This is a genomic window from Halobacteriovoraceae bacterium (assembly GCA_020635115.1).
Lineage (GTDB): Bacteria > Bdellovibrionota > Bacteriovoracia > Bacteriovoracales > Bacteriovoracaceae > JACKAK01.
This window is the reverse complement of record JACKAK010000002.1, coordinates 361271-382679: the sequence shown is the minus strand read 5'-3', so window position 1 is coordinate 382679 and position 21409 is coordinate 361271. Positions and strand designations below refer to the sequence as shown.

Genomic DNA, 21409 nt, shown 5'->3' with positions numbered 1-21409 from the left:
AACTAATTTTTAATTATACTTTTTCTACTTGCGTAAAATCTAATTCAACAGGAGTAGGTCTACCAAAGATTGAGACCGAAACCTTAATTTTACCTTTTTCATTCACTGACTCAATTGTTCCCACGAAAGAAGCAAAAGGGCCTTCTATAACTTTAACAGTTTCTCCCTCTGAAAAGTTAACACTCGCTCTAGGTTTTTTATGTCCTTCTTCGGCCTGATTCAGCATATATAAAGCTTCTTCGTCCGAAATTGGCTCTGGGCGATCAGCAGTTCCGCCCACAAAACCAGTAATTTTATCAGTATCCTTGACAAGGTGCCATGTCTTATCATTCATAACCATCTTAATCAAGACATATCCTGGAAAAAATTTCTTTTTAATCTTTCTTTTTTTACCATTAGTATTAGTTACAACGGTTTCTTCTGGAGTTATGATGTCTTGAAAAAACTCTGATTGGTTGAAATTCACAACTCGCTCTTTCAAGGCCTTCACAACTTTATTCTCTTGGCCGGTTAGCGTCCTTATAACAAACCATTTGAAATTTAAGCTGTTATTCATACTTTCAGAAGTGGATAACAAATTTTGGTCTTTCTCTGTTATTTCACCCATTTCAACTTCATTTTTTTCTTTTATGTTTTCTTCAGACATAGTGAAATCCAACCTTATTAGTAAAGCAACGTAAGAAATTCTCTCGTGAGCCAATCTATTAATACAAAAAACAAACTCGTAATAGTAACTCCGATGACGATCCCAACCGTAACTTTCACAATTTCATCTTTATTAGGCCACACGACCTTTGTTAACTCGCTGTAAACCTCTGCCATATACTTAGAAGCTTTAGAATTTTTCGTTACGGCCAGAAAGGCAATTAAACCAATTGCTCCACCAATTCCCTGAGAAACACCATTGAAATTTGATATTTTTGCTTCTAAATCAAACCACTCTCCAAGTTGAGAGAAAAATCTTACGAAAACATAGGCCGAAATCATTGAAACGATGGCCACAAAAGCATTTATTACTTTCTTACTGTCTTTTGCATCAAGACCACTCATAAATGTCCTTATCGATAAGTTAAAAAGTTCTACACTAGTATAAGTTAGAACTATATGCTGTAAATGAAATGGAATGTCTATTAAAAATTTAGCTTTTTAGCAAAATGTACTAAAATAATACTTTATTATCTGAATATATAGGCACCTGTAACAAATAAAGCTGACTGGTCAACTGAAAATGTTGATTCATTAGGGGAGGTAAGTACGTCCCTCATATAACGTATTCCTGCCCTAAAATTTTGTAAAAAAACGAACTGAATATGTCCCTCATATTTTGTGGCATCTAGTTTGAGTTCACCATTCGCCAAATAATCACTAGTTGAATATACATTCTTTGCAAATGAGCCTTGTAAATAGATTGATATACCAAACATATTTAAAATACGTTCGATACCCATTTGCACCCAAAGAATTTTATTTTCTCCAAGAACGAGACCCTCACCAAGAACGGGTTGATTAATGAAGAATATGTTTTCATAATGAAGTCCGATATAAAAGTCAAATGGCAAAAAGTCAGGTGAAGAGAGGTATATCATATGTGCGTTATAAACCTGTGGTATTTGAAAATCTTCTTTTTTTGTTAAGGGGTACAAAGTTTTTAATGAAAACTCGAAATCATCACCTTTTGTACCAGATATAGGATGTCTATAATTAAACTTAGCACCAAGGTAATTGAAGTTATTAACCAAATCAATGAGTTGATAAGTAGATTTTGTTTTAAAACTCATCGCTTCAATTTCAAAAATATATCTTGGAATTCTTGGTCTTCTTGGCTTATCAAAGATTAATTCATCTTTTTTTTCATTTGAAAATCCTAGAGAATTTTCAAAACTGCCGTCCTTTTCTTCTGACTCTGAATCATTACTTCCATTATCATTGTCTTCATCTTCGTCTTTAGTGGTAGCACTTAATTCTTTTGGACTGTGATTTCTTGCCTTAAATAAACTACTCTGTACGTCTTTTTTTAATTGACTCAAGTCAATTAATTCATCTTCTCTTAATTTCTTTAATTTTCTAATCTTTTCTAATTGTGAAATACGCTTAATTTCTGTCTCATCAATTTTTATGAGTTTATTATTTTTTTTTTTTATAAAAAGAGAAGATTCTATATTTGAACTGAAATATAAAGATTGATTATTCAAGGTGAGATCTGTTTTTATTTTTTTTTTTTTATTTTCTATATCTATATTATTTAATTTGGTTTCACTATCATTTTTTTTTTCATCTACTTTCTTTTTATCAAGACTTGACTCTATCTCTGACTCTATCTTCTCAAAATTTTTTAAAACATACTCTCTTCCATAGAAAAGTTCATATAATGACATCCGAGTTTGTAATAATAAAAATCTTTTTGGAATCTTTTTTGCCCAAACATGCTTGATTTCTTTGGATGTTTTAATATCCTCAATATAAAATTTAAGCTCATATTCCTCTAGCGAATTTTTAAATAATTCCATTTTCAAATTTTCAACTTTGATTTTAGAAAAGAGTTGATCAGTTTCACTTAATAAAATTTTATATTTTTCATTTTTTACAAGTACACTTAAGGCCATTTTTCTAGCTTGTTCAAATACAAACTTGTCTTCGAAATTTGATAATTCTGGGGCAACAATCCTAATATATGTTTCAGCACAAACAATATTGGAGAAAAAAATTAGAAAGCATAATATCAGTCTATTTAAGTCGGTCAATGATAACTCCAAATTGATATATATCTTGTAATATTATTGCCAATTTTCTTATAGTTTTCTAGACTTTTATTGTGACTAAAAAAGGATTTCCATGAATATTTATCAAATAATTGGGTTTTCGCTGGCCATAGGTGTTTTAATTGGAGGACTTAAATTATCGAGTGACAATTTAAGTATATTTCTTGATTTTCCAAGTGTTTTTATCGTTCTTGGAGGAACTTTTGCAGCTACTTCTATTTCATTTCAGCTCAATAGACTAGTCACTCTATTTAAAGTTTTTTTTATTAGAGTTATTAAAGGTCAACGTTTTCAATACAAAGATACAATTAAGGAAATGATGAGAATTGCTGAGGCGTATAGAAGAGGTGAATCTTTAGATAATTTCATAGGTCGAACGCATGATCCTTTTCTAAAAGATGCCCTCGAACTTATCGTCGAAAATATCTTGGATACAGAGCACCTTCTAGAAGTGATCGAAAATAGAGCTGAAAATATGATGATTACTCAATCAGAAGAAACAAGAAAAATAAAATCAATCAGTAAATATCCTCCAGCATTCGGAATGATGGGAACGACCATAGGGATGATCGTATTACTTGCAAATCTTGGGGGGGAAGATGCTATAAAAATGATTGGTCCTGCGATGGGTGTCTGTCTTATTACAACAATGTATGGTGTTGCTATTGCAAACCTTATCATCATACCTATTGCTGAAAATTTGAACGATAATACAAGAGAACAATATTTAAAAAATAGAATAATTGTAGAAGGAGTGAAGTTACTACTTAAAAAAACAAATCCAATCGTAGTTGCAATTGAACTTAATTCTTTTTTACAACCTAAAGATCGTCTAGATCGAAAAGAAATAGTGGGATAAGAATGTCTGATTCTAAACGAAAGGGAAAGATGTTAGAAGAGGAAGAAGAAGAAGGCGAGTTATGGCTACTTTCCTATGCAGATATGATGACCTTAGTTGCATGTTTTTTTATTTTAATGATGGCCTTTGCCCATTATGATCCAGTTGGTTTTACTGAAAAAACAAAAGTTGTAGCTCAACATTTTAACAAAGACAAATTTAAAAATTCCATGACAAAAATGGATGAATTGACTGAAGAAATTGCAAAACATCCTAAGATGAAGGACATGACTAAAATTACTGTCCATGATAGTGAAGTAATAATTAATTTCAGTTCTACTGTTCTTTTCGAAGATGGAGGATGGACACTAACTCCTGAAGTATCACTTCTATTAGATTCGATGATTGATATTATCAAAACACTCAATGAAAATTATCAGATTATAGTTGAAGGTCATAGCGATAACGGGCCTATTCCTAAAAATATACCATTTAAATCTCACTGGGCCCTGGCAGGAGCTAGGGCCGCTTCGGTGATAGAAAGGTTTGAATACTTTGGTTTTGATCCTAAAAACCTACGGGCCGTTTCACATGGTGATACTAGGCCAGTATTACCTAATACTGATAAAAAAGGACTCCCACTAGAGGAAAATATTAGAATGAATAGAAGAGTTGTTATAAAGGTAATCAAACCCTTGAAAAAAACAGAAAAAAAATACAAGTTGGGGCTAGGAGTTTACTTTGACTAAGTATTATTAATCAGTAAATCATTGATGGCCTTAAATATTGACAATTTAGAGGCCGGTTTTGGTAAGTAAAGATCAAAACCAGCATTTTGAGATTGTTTAACTTTTCCTATAGTCATACTTGCACTAAAAGCAATCGAGGGGATTCTTTTTTTATTAGTTTTTTCTTCAAATTTTCTTAATTCTTGAATTATATCAAAACCCGATGGCCCAGGCATTTGAAGATCAATTATTGCAAGAGAATAATCATTTTCCATTAGTTTCTGCAAACCTTCTTTTCCATCTAAGCAAGATTCTATACTAACTCCAATGTTAGAAAGAAATGTTTCTAACAGAATTATATTATCTAGTGAATCATCTATGTAAAGGATTGAAATCGGGGTGATCTTACTTATACTCAAAATATATTCTTGAAGTTGACGATTTCTCCGGCCTTTATCGGCCAGATTCAATAGCAAGTCTTGTAATTCATAATCTTCAGAAACATCCACTGGCTTATTGATAAAATTAAGACTTTCAATTTTAATATGATTCTTTATTGTATCACTATCTACAAAACCCGAAAAAAAGATAAAAGGAGTAATAATATGTTTACTTCTAAGAATTTTGTACAGCTCTATTCCACCAATTTTAGGTAATTTTATATCACTAATAATAAGATCAAAAATAACGTTATCATCTAATATTCCAAGGGCCTCTTCTGCTGAATGAACACATGTAACAGCAAACCCTAATGATTCAAGATCATTTTTTGTAAATTCAAGTATTTCAACTTCGTCATCAACTAATAATATTTCTAACATATCCTTATTAGAATTTATTAAGTTAGTATTCAATTCTTTGACCGAATGATCCTCTTTCAAGGGAATTGAAAAATAAAAAGTTGCTCCCTGGCCCTTCAACGATTCCACTTGGAGTTCTCCTCCCATTAATCTAACAATATTACGAGAGATATTGAGACCCAATCCTGTTCCTCCATATTTTCTTTCAATAGAGGCGTCTTCTTGAATATAGAGTTCAAAAATTGAGTCCAATTTGTCTTCCTCGATGCCAACCCCTGTATCAGTTACGATAAAAACATTTTCATTTTCATCATTTTTGGTGACAAACAAAATTATTTTTCCTTCCGAGGTAAATTTAATTGCATTACTTAATAAATTTATAAGAACTTGTGTCAATCTCGTTGAATCCCCGATAATATACCGAGGTATATCTTCATCTATAACTAGCTGAAAGGTATTTTTTTTATTATCACATTCAGATTCAAATATCTCTTTACATCCAGTGAGTAGATTTTTTAAGTCAAAACTTGAATTTTCAATCGTCATTTCACCGGCCTCAATTTTAGAAAGATCAAGAACATTATTCACTAAACTTAGTAAAATATTCGATACTCTATTTAAGATCTTCGAAAATTTTGAAATCTCTTTAAGACTAACTTCTCCAGATAATACTTCCGATATACCTATAATTGAATTTAAAGGGGTTCTAATTTCATGACTTATATTGGCGATAAAGAGAGATTTCATCATTGAAGCTTCTTCAGCATTTTTTTTCAGTTCTTTAATAATTTCATTTTTCTTTTCTGCATTTGTTAAATCATAAATTATAAGTACAAGAAAATTCTCATCTTCAAACGTAAATTTATGAGCATTCATTTTTTGTTTACGAAACTTTTCAGTTTTTTCATCAATAATGGGTATAAAATGATGGTGTATTGCCGCTGTAAAAGTAGCTACTGGTGCGCCAAGAAAAATACTATCTAATCTCGTTTTGATAATAGGATTTTCAAACTTTGGAAATCTCTCAAATAAAACACTTCCCTTTAGTTCAGAAGAATTAATGTTTGAAGAAATTTCTAATTGTTTATTCCAAAATACAATCTCATAACTCTGAGTAACAACTACTATCCCTTCTGGATGTAAATCGAAGACTTTCAATATAGATTCAAGTCCATTTTTGTTCAAAAATTTACTCCATAATGTTTTCGAATTCCTTCGTATAAATTCATGGCCGATATTTCTCCAACTTCAAGTAGTAGATAGCAAATACAATCATCATCGATGAGCTTGAAATCACTTTTTGCAAAAATACATTTTTCCTCTACTGGTTTAAAATTGTTCCAAATATTTACAAATTTTTCCTCAGTATAAACAGGTTGATGATAAATAGTATGGCATTGAGTTATATCAAATATTGTACTTGTAAATCCTGTTAGAATAATGTTTCCAACCTCAATAAGTATATCAATTTTGTCTTCAAGATTATCTTGTAAATTTCCACCAGGAGAAACTTTTTCTAAAAGCTTTCTGACAAATTTAATTGGAAAAAGAACAGTACACACACCACTTAAATCTCCTGTAAATTTCATTTCGCAAATAGAATATTTTTCATCAGCATTTGTAGCATCTTGTAATTCTTTTAAAGAAGAATACATCTCTGGGATGAATATTTGAATTTGCGTATGTAATAGTTCTTCCATGGCCTTAGCTGAAGAACCCAGGCCCAAATTCATTAGCTCTCTAAGATCGTCCAACTGATCACTATTAAACGTTGTCATATTTGCCCTCTTGATTGATTAAACTTTTTAACAAATCAAAATCGCCATTTCCCTCTTTCATGAAACTTGGTTTATAAAAAACGTACTTAGCTCCTTTCCTTAAGCATTCATCTTTTATTGATTGTTGGGAGTCGGCGGTATAAATCACTATTTGAGGGTTGTTAGTATAATTTTTTATTTTCTCAAGGACTTCGATACCTCCAATCTTAGGCATATTTAAATCGATAATGGCAATATTTGGTTTTTCTTCAATTATTTGTTTTAGACATTCCTCTCCATCTTGTGCCTCTATTATGGTATCGACAAGAGGGGAGATATTTTGCTTTAAGGCCAGGCGAAACATTTTAGAATCATCTACTATTAGTATTTTCATAAATATCTCCATTTTCGTATTAATTATACTCTACATGTAAAATAGAACTAAGAATATTTCCTGTATTCAGGGCCAAAAATTTTGTAAGATTAGAGTTCTATCTAGTTTAATTAATTGAATTCAATGTAATTTCTGCATTTTCAATATCTTGATTAATGTCATAAGTTATTTATTTCTTCACTAATAAATTTGATCTTTTATGTTTTTTTGCATAGAAGTTTGCATCGTTTCCATAATCATCAGTTTCAGATATCGGGATTCCGGCCTTGACCAAATAGTTGACGACTTCATCTTTGCAGCCTTTGAGGGCCAACATTAAGTAATTTTTTCCTTTATAACGTCCTCGAATATTTGCTCCGAATTTATGCAGAAGCTCAACCATTTTCATATCATTATTTCTAAGAGCATAATATAAAACATCCATTCCATGTGAATTTTTACTTTTTAAATGAGTACCAGCAGAGGCGAGCTTTTCAACAAGTTCATAATTTTTCCTTTGCACGGCAAAAACAATTGCACTATCACCATTTTTATTTTTAAGGTTTAGATCACTTCCATACTTAAAACAAAGTTCGACTAAAAATTCAAGGTTTTGCTTTACAGCGAGCATTAAGACAGTCTCATTCCCATCATATCTAAAATTTGGATCTTCCTCAATTTTTTGAATTAGTTCTGTCATACTTAAATTCTGTATACCTTTAGAAGTTTGAAACGAGAGTCCTTTGACTCTCATATTTTCTTCTTCCTTTTGCATTTTATCGGCCCTTAATTGATATTCACTTTTTTCTTCTAAAGGTTTTCCTCCATTAATTTTAATAATTTCATCTTCGAGTTTGTCCATAGAGAAAGAAAATGAATCATCTATTTGTGATTCCGTATTATTCATAGTTGAATCTGCCAAGTTTTTAGATAATACAAATTTCCAGTAATTTTCAACGCCCTCTATAAAATCTAATATATCATCATTATTTAGTGGTTTTTTATACGCCCCGATAAGATTCTCATATTTTTTAGATAGCTTACCAATAAGTTCATCGCTAAGATAAGCGCTCATAAAAGCTATTGGTATATCAATATTGAATTTATTACTTTCACTTTCAAGATATTTTAAAACTTGATCAGAAGTTTTATTTTGATCAACTAAAATGTCAAATATTGCTCCTTTATATCTATTCAGTGATATTTTTTTAATACTTTCATTAGTTTCTAAAGAATGATCGAGTCTTATATTATGTTTTTCAATTTTCACTTTAATAAGCTTTATAAAATCTGAATCATCATCAAAAATAAATATTTTTTCTCTCATTAAATAATCAACAATTGAATATATTTCATTTTTTGGAAAAGGTTTTTTTACTACAAAAGAAACATCCTTTTTCTTTGATAGTATTTCTTTGAAATTATTATCTATATTCGCACTCATTACAACAATGGGAGTTTTGTAATTCAAGTCTCTAGATTTTATATATTTTATTAGATCCACAGATGTTTTATCTGAGCCTAAAAAAATATCCAATAATATACAACCATATTCTTTAATTTCTAAACTATTAATGGCCTGTTGAGTGCTTGTGCAATGATCAACTTCAAAATTTCCTTTTATAAGTTGTCTTTCTAGCAACGTAGAAAAATCAATATCGTCATCAACAATCAATATTCGATTACTCATTTTGATCCCATCGTGCCTTTTATATTAAGCGGCCTGTCTGATTTCTTCTAATACGCTTACCTCATTTATCCACTCTTCCAAATAAATTTCGGATTCTTGTTTAAAGGAAGCATCTGATTTGATTACCTTTCGACAGTGATCAATATATTCCCGCCATATTTCATCTCTTCTTTCAAAAATACTTTTTTGTAGTGCCGGATCATCTTCATATTTTTCTAACTCAAATTCAATCATTTCTCTTGCAGTTGAGCCTGATGGTGCAAAACTATCGAGCAAATCTAATTTTTCTTCCTCATCAGTAATTGAAGCAATTAACTCCGTTTTTTTATTCATGGGATATGATTTGAGTAGATTTTCTTTGATATCATCTTCAAATTTGACTTTAATTATTTCTGCTGGATAATATTTTCTTGCAAAATGCTCTAACTGTTCTCTATCACATTGTAATGCTAAATTTCTATATAAAACTGTTTCTGTCTCAACATTAGCGAGAGGAATTAATTGAAATACTTTACTCACAAATTCTCTATCAACTTTTTTAGCAGAATATTTTCTTAAGATTTCTTTGAATTGAACTATATTCTTTTTTATAATATCTTTATTCACTGCAAAACTATATTCCATCACTTGATTGATTTCATCTGCGGTCAAGTATTCAAGAATTTTACCAACATACTTTGTATTCATAATATTTAAGAGCATTGCTCCTTCTGATGGATGATCTTTTATAAGTAAAGCTGCACTTGTTTCTTCCAATGTCATCAGTAAGTCTACAGTTTCTAAATCTTGAACCGCGGGTGGAACAATCATATCTTCAATGATTTGTCGTGAGATAAAGTTATTTACTTCCTTCAAGTCTTTTATCTTGCCTTCTTGCTCTATAACAGATCTCCAATTATCTCTTTCTACAGCACCTAAAGACTGAAATAATTTAATCAGATCAGGATTTTCCATTTGTTGTACAAGAGCTGATAATGCTTTCCTTGACATTTCTGTGTCTTCAACTATCCATTTTTTTACAAGTATTAAGGCATCTCGTTCCGATTTTTGCCAGAATTGTTTAAATCTTTCCACTCCACTAAAAAGATCAGTTTCATCATCTTCAGTAACTTCACCGGCCCCACCACCTTTAGCTTCTTCTGGTAAATCTTCTTTTTTGTCTTCTTCTCTAGGTAATGGAGGTTGCATTTGTGGAGGTGCAGTTTCCTTATGTCCTTGTTGAATTTTTTCATACATTTTAAATAGAAAATAAGCAATCATTCCCAGAAGAATAACTGCTAATATCAATCCCAAAGCATTTCCAAATCTTGTCATTAAATCTAATTTTTCTCTAAAACTTAGTGGGCTTTCACCTGTGGACTTTTTCTTACCTCCATCAATTTTCTCTTCTAAATCTATATACTCTATATTTATAGTTGGAGTTATTTCTGAAATGCCAAATTTCAAATTCTCGACTATTTTTTTTATACTATTTTTTGTCTCATCTAAAAGCTTTTCACTTAAGGATACTTTAATATTCACTTCTTCGATGTTTTTAAAAATATCGAGATTTTCATTATATTTCCAAAGATATTCATATTCTGATTTTTTATTTTCACTCTCTTCAAACTCACTTATAAGAGGAGCTTCTAAACCCAATTGAGAAAATACAATATAATCCTTGGGTGCACTTTCTGAAGAGGCATTCGAAAATCTTACATTCTTTGGAGGAGGTGGTGGTGTATGAGTAAAATCTGGTTTTGTAGGTTCTGTCACAACAATATCAACATCTATAATATACTGTTTCGAAGTGATAATTGCATCTAAACCTCTTTTGATTTTTTCACTAATTTTTTCTTCTAGCTCCATCTTCTGCCAATCTAACGATGGAAGGACTTTTCCCTCTCCCCCCATTTCAGACATTGCAATTTTCCCAGTGCTTAAAAAAATTAAAATAATAAATAAACGTAAAACTAATTTAAATCCATTCATTTGCCCCTTCCTGTTGCAACTCCTAAAGATTTTTCAAGATAGGCCATCATGGCATATGCATCTAGATTATCAGCATTTAAACTGAATGCCTTTCTATAATAATTTAATGAATTTTTAAAATCTTTCTTTAGATAAAAAGCACTACCAAGCATTTCATAGACAGCAGATACTGGAATAAAATCAATCTCAATATTCTCTAACATTTTGATTGCCTGATCATAGCTTTTTATTCGTATTAGTCTTTGAGATTCAAATAGTTTTTTGTGAATTGAATCAAATTTTTTCATTAATACAACATCTTGAGATTGATCTAAACGTACATCAAGTTCAATTGAAGTTTTATTGCCTCTTGCAATTAATGCTTTGAAATCTTCATGTCCAGGCTTGGTAATCTTAATAAAGAAGTTATTTGAAGTGGAATAGGCGCTTATAAATTCACTAATATCCATATCAATAGGCGTTTTTCCAACTTTCCTGTAGTTTTGGTTGTCTGGAGATCTAACAAATACTTCTGCTTCTGCTGGGTTAGAAGTAACTTTGAACTTAGAAGCAAATACTTCTGACGATACAAATATAGATATAAACACAAAAAACAGTTTCATTTTTTACTCCTCTTACATCTTTTCGACAAATTTATTGACGGCCAAAGTTTTTACATTTCTTCTCTAAGCAAAGGAAAAACTTGCCATAGGTGGATTTTCTTTCACTTTTTCGTAGTGAATTTTAAAATCTAATATATTCACGTTTAAACACTTCAAATCTAAGAAAACGCACATTTTGTAGGCAGTTCCTTTTTTGAAGATTATTCTCAGTTCATAAAAATTTCAAAAAAAATCCTTAGATTAAACTTTTAACCATATGTTTTCATTCTAAAGATCTTAAGATTAAGTTTTTAAATCGATATTACAAATCTGTTATTTGATCGTCTTCAAGTAAAATAATACTAAGGATTACTCGGGTATTTCCCGAAAAGTCAGTTATATTGAACGTTTGAGGTAATTATGAAACTGATATTAAAAACAAAACCCAATCTGATTACTAGACTGATTTTGTTTTTCTTAGTTTTCTTCCTTAATTCTTGTGTAGGTACAATTGAGGATACAACTAAAATTGATAAATCAACTATTAAAAGACCACTGGAACTTTCTTTCGATGGAGCAAAACATTGTAAAGCAATTTCACACAATAAAATCGATGTTGTCTTTTCCGAAGCATCGCTTCTTAAAGGATCTGCTAACATCGATGATTTTATCTATCAAATCTTTGTGAATGGTGATTATGATGAACCAAAAGCTTCAATGCTCAAAAAAGATCTTTATAAAGATTTTGATGGGAATTTTCATATAGTCGTTGAAAATCTAAATCGTAACTCTGATTACACATTTTCAGTAAGAGTTTATGAACCTGTTAATAATGCAAGAGATGGAAACTTTGTAACAGTTAGATGTCGTACGATGAGTGATTACCACCCTGCATTTAACGGTATTCTAGAAGTCGAAAACTATCCTGGAATTGAAGGGCATAATAAATTAAAAATAATATGGAACACTGCCCTCCCAACAAATCTTCAATATGGAGGTATATCTGTTGTAAGTGGATATAAAATACATGCCTACAATATCTATATGGGCACTTCATCTGGAAGACCAGAAGATATGGAACTCATAGAAACAGTTCTAGAAGACAGACAAAATCCTATTACTACTTATGTTAAATCGGGTCTTCTACCAGGTGAATCCTATCACTTCTTAGTCAGGGCCTTAGATGAAGGTGGTAGAGAAGAACTTAATGATTTTGTCATAGCAAAGGCCACAAGTATCTCTAAGCCAATTGAATTTGATGGTGTTTTGTCAGTTGCAACTCCTCCTGACACTTCTGGTTTAAGCTCTTTAAATGTTAAATGGAATATGGCCTCTGGAGACTTTAATAATTATAGGATTATTGCGATCGCGGAGGATGATCCAAACTATGGAATTAAATCTATTGATCCGAATAGAGTAGAATATTCACCTGCTTGCAATCCTTCTTCTCCTCCTTGTTACCACAAAGCTGAAATCAGCGATATCACCAAAACATCTGCAATTATAAGTCTAGACAAAGAACATACAACTTATGCCATATTTGTGGTTGCTTGCAACTTAAGTGGAGGAAGTTGTGCTCAATACAAGGGAGAAAATTTAAAGGGATTTGGAAAAACATCACCTCCTTTAGCTCCTTTCGGTGGAATAACAGGAATGACTCCATTGGATGGTGTTCAAGGACTTTCTTCAGCGAAACTGAAATGGTCAAAACCTGCCACAACTCAGGGAGTTTGTTCTCGTATTAGAATTGAAAGAGGTGGTGAAGTCTTAAAAAAATGTGCTGATCTTGAATCTGGAGACAATTCTATTTGTCTAGGAGGAGATGCAAATGAAACTGGCGGAACGACATGTGATAAGGACAGTGTTACAATTTCAAATCTAACACCAAATACACCTTATTGCTTCAGGGCCTCTGTAGAATATGGGACATTCGATAATCCAATTAAACAGCCAACAAACGAAATTGTTGAAAAATGTGACTCTATAGCTTTTATAAGACCTGTTTTTGCTAACGCACCTGTTTGTACTTCAACTGAAGGTGGAACGAAACTCCAAGTTGACTGGACAATTCCATCTGGAGGAATGTTTGAGAAATTTTTTGTTTTTTATAGAGAATATCCAGATGAAGAAACAACTTCTGCAAGTGAATGGGAATCAATGGCAGTCAGTTACCATAGTGCAGGTGTTGCAAGTGGGAGTATACCAGCTAACGGTTTCAAATGGATGTCAAAAGATGCTCTTGTCAACACTGCTAGTATCCAATCATTAAAATCAGATACTAGATATAGAATATTAGTTAAAACATTTATTGAAGATCCAAAGACGTCAGAAAAATACTATGACAATGGAAAAGTTGTTATCAATTGTAAAACTTCAAAAAGAAAACTTATCTGGGACGGCTGGAATGATATTATGGCGACTGGCCCACGTATTAACGGAATGTTTGACGGGGCAGAAAACCCTGCAGATTTGGCCGTTAATGATTATGCAACTATCTCTAGCTCTTCTTTATCTAATAGATCACTTCCTACAAATGGTGTGGAATTCGAGTCTATGAGTTCAGATAATTCTTACATTTTAGTAAAACGAACACCAGATGGGAGCAATGAGTCTGATGAAGGTATCATTCGTTTGGAATGGAAAATGCCAAGCACTACAACTGGAATAAAAGCAAATGAATTAACGTGCTCAGATATAACAGAAGCTGCTAATGATGGATTTTATGTCTATCGAAAGCTTTCAGGATTTCCAACTTCAGATGATCAAATTAAGGCCCAACTTAACTTAGTTCAAATAGGAGGAGGCTCTGGTTGGACTGAACTAGGTAAATCTACTGATAATAAAACATTTATAGATTATATCGATGGAATACATCCAATAAAGGATAGTACTTCAGGCATTAGCTTTAGAGAAAGAGCAAATCGTGGAAGACTAGCGATGTATACAGTTAGATATAGAAACTGCGGGAAACTTTTAGAATTTACAGAATCACAATTTAAGGATGTATTCGCTGAAGTAGTTATTCCTCCTGCAAATATGGCCTTTATACATCGATGGATTGCAAACAAAATATTTTGCGATAGGATGGATAAGGAGATTGATAGAAACAATAACTATCGATGTATTTATGGTGGACTTGGTTCTATCCTTGACGCAGAAGATAACAATAGATATTACGATACCGATGGACATATACTTATAGACAGATTTCACTTAGGTTGTAATATTTCAAGACATTATGAGACTAATAAATGTATTCAAGCAGGTTCTACAACTGTTCCATTTAGTACAACCAGTGTCGCAGGCTCTACAGCTGGTGATTGTATCTCTGCAGGTTTATATAGTTCTACATATACTGGTTCTATTTCTACAATGTACGCACACAAAGGTGCATCAGTAGCATACTCTACCTGGAATAATACTTGTCATTTAAGAATAGCTGAAATTACTGAAGATACAATTTATGCCTCATCAAATCTCAAAAACTGGCAGCCAATCAATTATATAGACAGTACATTTAATGGTATCAGCGCACGAGTTAAAGGTTATACTGTAGATACTACAAACAATTTAACTGAAGCAAGCACAGGAAAAACACTCGAGCCTCCAACTTCGAGCTTAATTGTCACTCCTGTTTCCGATGAAATACTTGGGAGAAATTATACAAATTTTGGTGATATCAATGGCTATGGAAATGTTATTTCATCAAATGATTCAATGTTACCACCACTTGTAAACGTACACCAACCTCAGGCGCAGTCTTTATGTTTAAGTCATTCAATACAAATTCAAACAGGTTCTTCAGAAGTTTCCTCACCAATTAGAAAAAGACTATTGAATGCAAGAGAAAAGAATTTATCTCTAGAGCCATCAAAATTTCTAACGACTGAACAAATTAATACGTTGGAAAAAGGATTGGCCTCAGACGTCGTTGGAAATTGTACAACAGGGCTTATTTCAACGTATTATTCAACAATGAGGCATACTTATTCAACAAGCAGTATTGAAAACGGTTTTTTTGGTGCTGATACTAGAAGAAACCGAAATCAAAGAGGGACAGGTCATTATCCAATGTTTAATGATGCAGATCCAACATCTGGTTATAAGTGTGTTAGTCGTTTTGGAATTCAGGATTATATTGGTTACAGAGAGTTCTTAAGTGACCAGGCAGTGTGTGAAGGTATTACAGATGGATCTGGACAAGCAAATGAAAAGTGTTATACGGCTCCTTCAGACTCCCTTTTGTCAGGTATATTTAGTGCAAAATATAATGGAACAAATTGGCCCTTTGGACGTTTCGGATCAAGTCCCTCTTTTAAGGAAATTGCAGATAATGGAGTTATATATAAAAATGGATTTGAGAAGGAATTCTATTGGTTAAAATACGATAGTGAGGATGACAATCACTTTGGTAGATTTACACATAGCTCGGAAAAATATGATCCTGAACCAGGTGATCCAGGTACTAACGATATGGGAAATCAATATGATTATAACGATGGAATCCCTTTATATCCGAATATTACAAATGTTGAAGCGAGTGCTTCAAGTATATGGTATCCGCTTAAAAATTCACAATTTTCGCATGTTATTGGACAATCACTCCTATGTCGTATGGGTCAACCAGACTGTCATCCAACTGATGATAACGTGAATTATTCTTATCCAGATATATTAGGTTTCGGAGAATTTTTCTCACGAACAATATATTCAGGGACACGTGAAGCTCTTGTCGTTGGAGATGTATCAGCTAAGTATTTATTTCATGATGGAACAACTCCTGCGTGGGGAAATATAAGTGAGCAATATTCATTTATTTTTAGACCTTCAATTGACGTGGATGCCTTTGCTGTAAATGAAACAAATATTTCTAAACGAGCACGATTTGAGTGGGAAGATATTGAAAATAAAAATAATCAAACAAGAATTAGATGTGGTGTGAAAATTAAAATTGCACCCGGTGGTTTTATTGAAGCAGTTGATGGAATACCTACAAACTAGAAGAAGGTTTTAGTAATGAAAACATTCATAAATATTCTTCTTACACTTGTGATTCTTAGTGGCTGTAATATGCCAGACCCAATGTCAAAACAAGTTGTATTTGAACCAAATACGAAATCGGATCTTATCTCTCCAAATAATGGACTGTATGATATTGGTTTTCATAGTTTATCAAAACCATATAAATTTAAGGTAAGATTTACAAACCCAGGGAAACTACCTGCTTTAAATATTCAAGTTTCTGAAACTAATCTTGGTAGCTCTCCTTTTAGATACTCTGGTGACTCAGGAGAATATCCTGGTGAAAAAGGGAATTGCGGTAATGATCTCCCCTCAAACGAAAGTTGCGAGATAGAGTTTATTTTTATAGGAAATGAAGTTGGTCAATATGATAAAATTATTACTTTAAGTTTCAATAATGGTATTGCTGAAATTTTAACTCGAGAAATTCACCTAACTGCAAGATCAGGATACCCTGCAGACCTAGAAGTCATTGATGAGGTTACGGCCCCATACGATTATGGAGAAGTTGAGCCCTTAACTAAAAGTAATCACTTATTTAAATTAAAAAACTCTGGAGACATGGATGCCTTAAATCTTTCGGTTACTTTTGCAACAGAAAATTCTGCAGACAAAGGAGTATTTTCTTTTAATGGAGGGAAATATCCTGGAACCAACGGTACTTGTGGAACTGTATTAGGCTGGGGACAAACTTGTCTACTTGATATTATTGCAAGTCCTATTAGAAATGAACTTGAAGTTTATGGAAAATTTTCTGTCTTTTACACCGATCCGACACTTACAAAATCTATCGATACAGATTTAAAAGTAAAGGCCCGCGAATTGGCAGCTAAAATTAAAGTTAGTATTGATAAAAAAGAGCTTGAAGCAGTAGTCAATAATCCTGTAGTTGGAAGTCGACCAGAATTCACTATAACATTTGAAAATATAGGTTACAACAAAGCAACTGAGTTGGCCGCAAAAACTTTTAGTGAATTACAGTCTTATGTTTCCGAAATTAGCAATACATGTAATTCTGAATTGCTCGTAAATGAAAGCTGTCAAAAAAAATTTAGCTTTTCTCCAAATTATCCTATCGAAACAACGTTCCCTAAAAAAGAAGAATTTGTTGATATTATTTTTTCTTACAACGATCAAAAAAGAACTGTTGAAACTGAACCATTAAAACTAAATACGTTGACTCAACAAAGAGGTCATTTAATTTTTTATAAGGGTACAGAAACCACCAATCCAATGCTTAACAATGAATCCCTATTAGACGTAACTGACAACGTTTCTTTTTCACGTGATGATATGACTGTTACAATCGGCTCATCAACTAAAACGCAAGAGATACTTATCTACAATGGAAGATTTCCAAATGAACGCATAGAAGTATCAAATATGACATTTGAAATCATCCCTAATAATGGGTACCTAAAGCTTGATTGCCTTGAATCCAATTCTTGTCCAAAAGCACTTGCTTCATCAATGTATAGAATACTTTATTTAAAATATAGTCCTAAAAATGAAGTCCCATATAACACGGACCAGGATTATCAACTCAAGGTCACATATAATAATGGAGCTGATACAAAGTCATATACAATAGATATTCCAACTCGAGACGTTCCAATTCCTGTAATCTCAGTTGATGTCAAACCTTTAGATAATGAGTCACACGTACTTCCTTCTTTACCAAACAAGAACCATATTCGTTCATCTGTAATATTGATCGAAAATTCTGGAGCATCTCCTGTTTTAGCAAACTATACAATTAAAACACCAAATTCTTATTTCTCAATAGATTCTGCTAAAGATAACTGTACAGGAAAAGTACTTCAGAGATACGAAAACTGTACATTTCAAGTTGATTTTATGAAAAATACTAAAGACACTCCGTTTGGTGTCTATGATGAACAGAGAATAGATTTTATAACAAACAATGGATTAGATGCGAATGATGATAATTATCAGATATTAGAATATTCTATTAATAGAGCAGTAGTAGATCCGTCAATTTTGTCTTTTCCCGATGGTTCTGTAGAATTTGAAGCTCAAGAAGTTAGCTTACCTTCAGCAAGAGGATTTGAGCCATATTACTATAATGAGACATTTACTGTTAATAGAGTTGGCCTATGGAATCTAACTGATTTTTCTTATGAAATTATTGGACCAGACAAAGACTCTTTTGTTATTGATAACATAACTCCGACTATTAATGGCCTAATAACAACAGATATCCTAGTAGAAATGCATTATGTCGTTCCCGAAACTGTTATTGCTAAAAATGCACAGCTTGTTATGAGATATCATGGTAGTGGAGAAGAACAGGCCGAACCTTTAACAGAACTGATTATTGATCTAAATGGCCATGCAGGTGGCCTTAATCCAAGTATTGCTATTGAAAAAGGTGATGTGCATATTACACCATCTGGGACACCAATCTACTATGCAGCAGCATTTCCTCTTGTTTCGAAAGGTGTTCAGGCAGAAACTCAGAAAGTGAAAATTCGAAATGAAGGTCATGTTACGGCATCTTCATATGGAGAAGTTCTTAATCTTAGAATAAATGGAAGTCCAAATAACGAATTCGTATTTGGAAATAGGTTAGGAACCTCAAGTGCAAGTTGCACCATTCTTGAAGTTGTAGACGATCAGTATTTAAAAATTGACATTGGCCCTAATGGAGACTTTTGTGAAATAGAGGTAAATTTTACTCCACCAACAGATGGCCCTCACATAGCGAGAGTCGAAGTAGATTATCTCAATACATCAAGTTATAAAAAATATAGTTGGGTAGATTGCCTCGGAAATTCAGATTGTGATGATAGATTTTCATATATTTGGGGTTCAGGTATACCATGGGCAAAAATTGATATCCTACCAAATAGAACGGGAGGATTGATGTTTGTTGACTTTGGTGAACCTGAGTTAAATGAACAAGTAACAAAAGAATTTATAGTTGAAGCTACTGCAGATGGTGCAAAAACTGGTACTCTTCTCACAATTCCAACAGTTGAGTCTTGGGGAGTTGGAGATTGTACGAATACTCAAATTGTGTCATCGAAATGGTCCGATTATGAAAGAATTGATGGATTAATTGATGATTTTGAATTCTTTGATAACACATGTGTAACTAATTCTGAATTCAACTTTGGTGATAAATGTGGATTTAAAGTTAAATTCACGCCTAGGTTAATAAATAAACTAAGTGGGATGTGCGTTTATATTACTTATAAACGTTATCCTGAAGATACAGAATACGAAACAAAGCGAGCGGTATTAATAGGAAACTCAAAAGCTCCAGATGCCATTTTTAATGGATGGAGAGAAGTACTTGCAGAAGGACAGTCTATAAATTCTAATCAATTTGTAAATATTAAGTGGAAACCAATAACAACTAAGGCCCCAGACAAGACAAATATTGTAGGCTACAACGTTTATAGACGAAAATTCAACGGAGTTTATCCCGATCATCCAATAAATTCAGACCTTGTAGATCCTACAGAAATTGAAAATATTATTCCATTCATTCAATATACTGATAATGAAATTTCTGAATCAGACCCGGACTACCCTTTATTGGAGGCCGGAGAAGTTTATATGTACAGAGTCGAAGGAGTGTTTAATATAAACAACAACGATGGACTATTTCCCTTAAAGAGCAAAGAGGGAGATCAAGAAATTAGGGTTATAATGCCTACTGAGAATATGGCACTAATGCATAGATTAACAGTAAATACTAGAACATGTTTGCAAGAACTAGGAAAAACACCGGTTGAGTTATTTAGATTTTTAGGAAATTCCTGTCCACTAGATGGCATTGGTTCAGCAAATAGTCGCTTTGATATTGAGTCTGATATCATTATAGACAAGTTTGAAAATAAGTATTCTTCTGGAGAATTCTCAAACGCTCCTGGTATACCCTATTTATTTGATGATGTTGATACCGCTATAAACTATTGTGATTCGAGACAAATTAGTTATCCTTCAATAGTTCAAAATGATATTCATCACACCCTTCTTAATCGAAATATTTTTATGCTGGCATCTGTTGATATTGAAAGACCCGGTGATTGTAATACTAATGGCCCATCACTTATAGTTACAGATAGGAGTGGACGAGAATGTACTTCAAAATACGGAATTCAAGACTTGCTTGGCAATGCTTGGGAATGGACAACAAACTATATGAATTACGATGATCCAGATTTTCCAAGTTGGAATTTTGAAAATTTCGATCTAAGCAATACTTACAAACGACCAAATTATTCAATTGAACAAATAGATCCAGATTCTTTAGATTTAGACTGGGACTTTATACCTAGCTGGGGAAGTAGGTATGAATACACAAATATCAGCACACCATGTATCTCACCTCTAACAGGTCTTTCCTTTAAAGATGTGGCGAGCGTATGTCCTGCAGGAACGTATTTACTTAATGATTTTAAATCAAAAATGGATATCATTGATTATCAGGATTATATTCATATTACCAAAAAAGTATTTGATGGGTTATCAGATGATTTTGAAGATCATCGCTATCTAATGGTAGGAGGATCCTTTAGTTCAATTCGCCGTTTAGATATCCCATCATCAAGATGGTCGTTATATTGGGGTTTACCTAATTTTGAGAAAGTCTTTCAAAATGGTCACGATGAACCATATACGGGAGGAGGAGCTCGTTGTTTTCACAAAGTTAAATATTGATATATAACAAATAAAATTTTTTAAATAATAAAATAAAATTAAACTGATATTACCCAGGTACAAAATATTTTTTAGTTTTTATTCAATAATTCTACTAGAATCAAATATATAAAAGTTTCTCCATCACATTCTTATTTCTTAAAATTACCATTTGGTATGATATAAAAACCAATACATCAAAATTAAGGTCCATTTATG

13 protein-coding genes are annotated in these 21409 nt (G+C 32.4%); 4 read left to right on the top strand and 9 right to left on the bottom strand.

Going from position 1 to position 21409, the window contains the following annotated elements; genetic code table 11:
- Positions 1-13 precede the first annotated feature (13 nt).
- The 3 genes from nusG to H6622_04105 all read right to left on the bottom strand — a co-directional run bounded on the left by nusG (position 14) and on the right by H6622_04105 (position 2741).
- Entirely contained in the window at positions 14-646 is a 633-nt protein-coding gene (nusG, locus tag H6622_04115; protein ID MCB9060686.1) for a transcription termination/antitermination protein NusG, read from the bottom strand.
- 17 nt (positions 647-663) lie between these two features.
- Positions 664-1050 (bottom strand): preprotein translocase subunit SecE, encoded by a 387-nt coding sequence (gene secE, locus H6622_04110; protein ID MCB9060685.1) that lies wholly within the window; start codon positions 1048-1050, stop codon positions 664-666.
- A 125-nt stretch (positions 1051-1175) separates the two neighbouring features.
- Positions 1176-2741, bottom strand: a complete 1566-nt coding sequence (locus H6622_04105) for a hypothetical protein (protein ID MCB9060684.1) — start codon at positions 2739-2741, stop codon at positions 1176-1178.
- A gap of 91 nt (positions 2742-2832) precedes the next feature.
- On the opposite strand from H6622_04105, the gene H6622_04100 reads away from it, so the two are divergent.
- Together H6622_04100 and H6622_04095 are read left to right on the top strand one after the other, a co-directional pair.
- On the top strand, positions 2833-3618 hold the full coding sequence (locus tag H6622_04100; GenBank protein ID MCB9060683.1) for a MotA/TolQ/ExbB proton channel family protein: 786 nt from the start codon (positions 2833-2835) through the stop codon (positions 3616-3618).
- A 2-nt stretch (positions 3619-3620) separates the two neighbouring features.
- Positions 3621-4346 carry an OmpA family protein gene (locus H6622_04095; GenBank protein ID MCB9060682.1) on the top strand — a complete coding sequence of 242 codons (726 nt, stop codon included), beginning with the start codon at positions 3621-3623 and terminating at the stop codon, positions 4344-4346.
- Here the strand turns inward: H6622_04095 and H6622_04090 are convergent.
- From H6622_04090 to H6622_04065, 6 genes are all read right to left on the bottom strand, one after another.
- Entirely contained in the window at positions 4343-6310 is a 1968-nt protein-coding gene (locus H6622_04090; protein ID MCB9060681.1) for a response regulator, read from the bottom strand. The genes H6622_04095 and H6622_04090 overlap by 4 nt on opposite strands.
- Positions 6307-6903, bottom strand: a complete 597-nt coding sequence (locus H6622_04085; protein MCB9060680.1) for a hypothetical protein — start codon at positions 6901-6903, stop codon at positions 6307-6309. Before H6622_04085 ends, H6622_04090 begins: the two co-directional genes overlap by 4 nt.
- The gene (locus H6622_04080) at positions 6890-7276 is read right to left on the bottom strand and encodes a response regulator (protein ID MCB9060679.1); all 387 of its coding nucleotides are present in this window, start codon (positions 7274-7276) and stop codon (positions 6890-6892) included. The genes H6622_04085 and H6622_04080 overlap by 14 nt, the downstream gene beginning before the upstream one ends.
- Before the next feature lie 169 nt (positions 7277-7445).
- Entirely contained in the window at positions 7446-8945 is a 1500-nt protein-coding gene (locus tag H6622_04075; protein ID MCB9060678.1) for an ankyrin repeat domain-containing protein, read from the bottom strand.
- A gap of 24 nt (positions 8946-8969) precedes the next feature.
- Complete coding sequence (locus H6622_04070) at positions 8970-10916, bottom strand: hypothetical protein (protein MCB9060677.1); 1947 nt, start codon at positions 10914-10916, stop codon at positions 8970-8972.
- Positions 10913-11518: a hypothetical protein gene (locus tag H6622_04065; GenBank protein ID MCB9060676.1), complete on the bottom strand. Its 606-nt coding sequence runs from the start codon at positions 11516-11518 to the stop codon at positions 10913-10915. Before H6622_04065 ends, H6622_04070 begins: the two co-directional genes overlap by 4 nt.
- Positions 11519-11917: 399 nt before the next feature.
- Between H6622_04065 and H6622_04060 the strand changes: the two genes are divergently transcribed.
- Together H6622_04060 and H6622_04055 are read left to right on the top strand one after the other, a co-directional pair.
- Positions 11918-16498 (top strand): hypothetical protein, encoded by a 4581-nt coding sequence (locus H6622_04060; protein ID MCB9060675.1) that lies wholly within the window; start codon positions 11918-11920, stop codon positions 16496-16498.
- Between the two features lie 15 nt (positions 16499-16513).
- Positions 16514-21211, top strand: coding sequence for a hypothetical protein (locus tag H6622_04055; GenBank protein ID MCB9060674.1), 4698 nt, complete (start codon positions 16514-16516; stop codon positions 21209-21211).
- Positions 21212-21409: the final 198 nt, after the last annotated feature.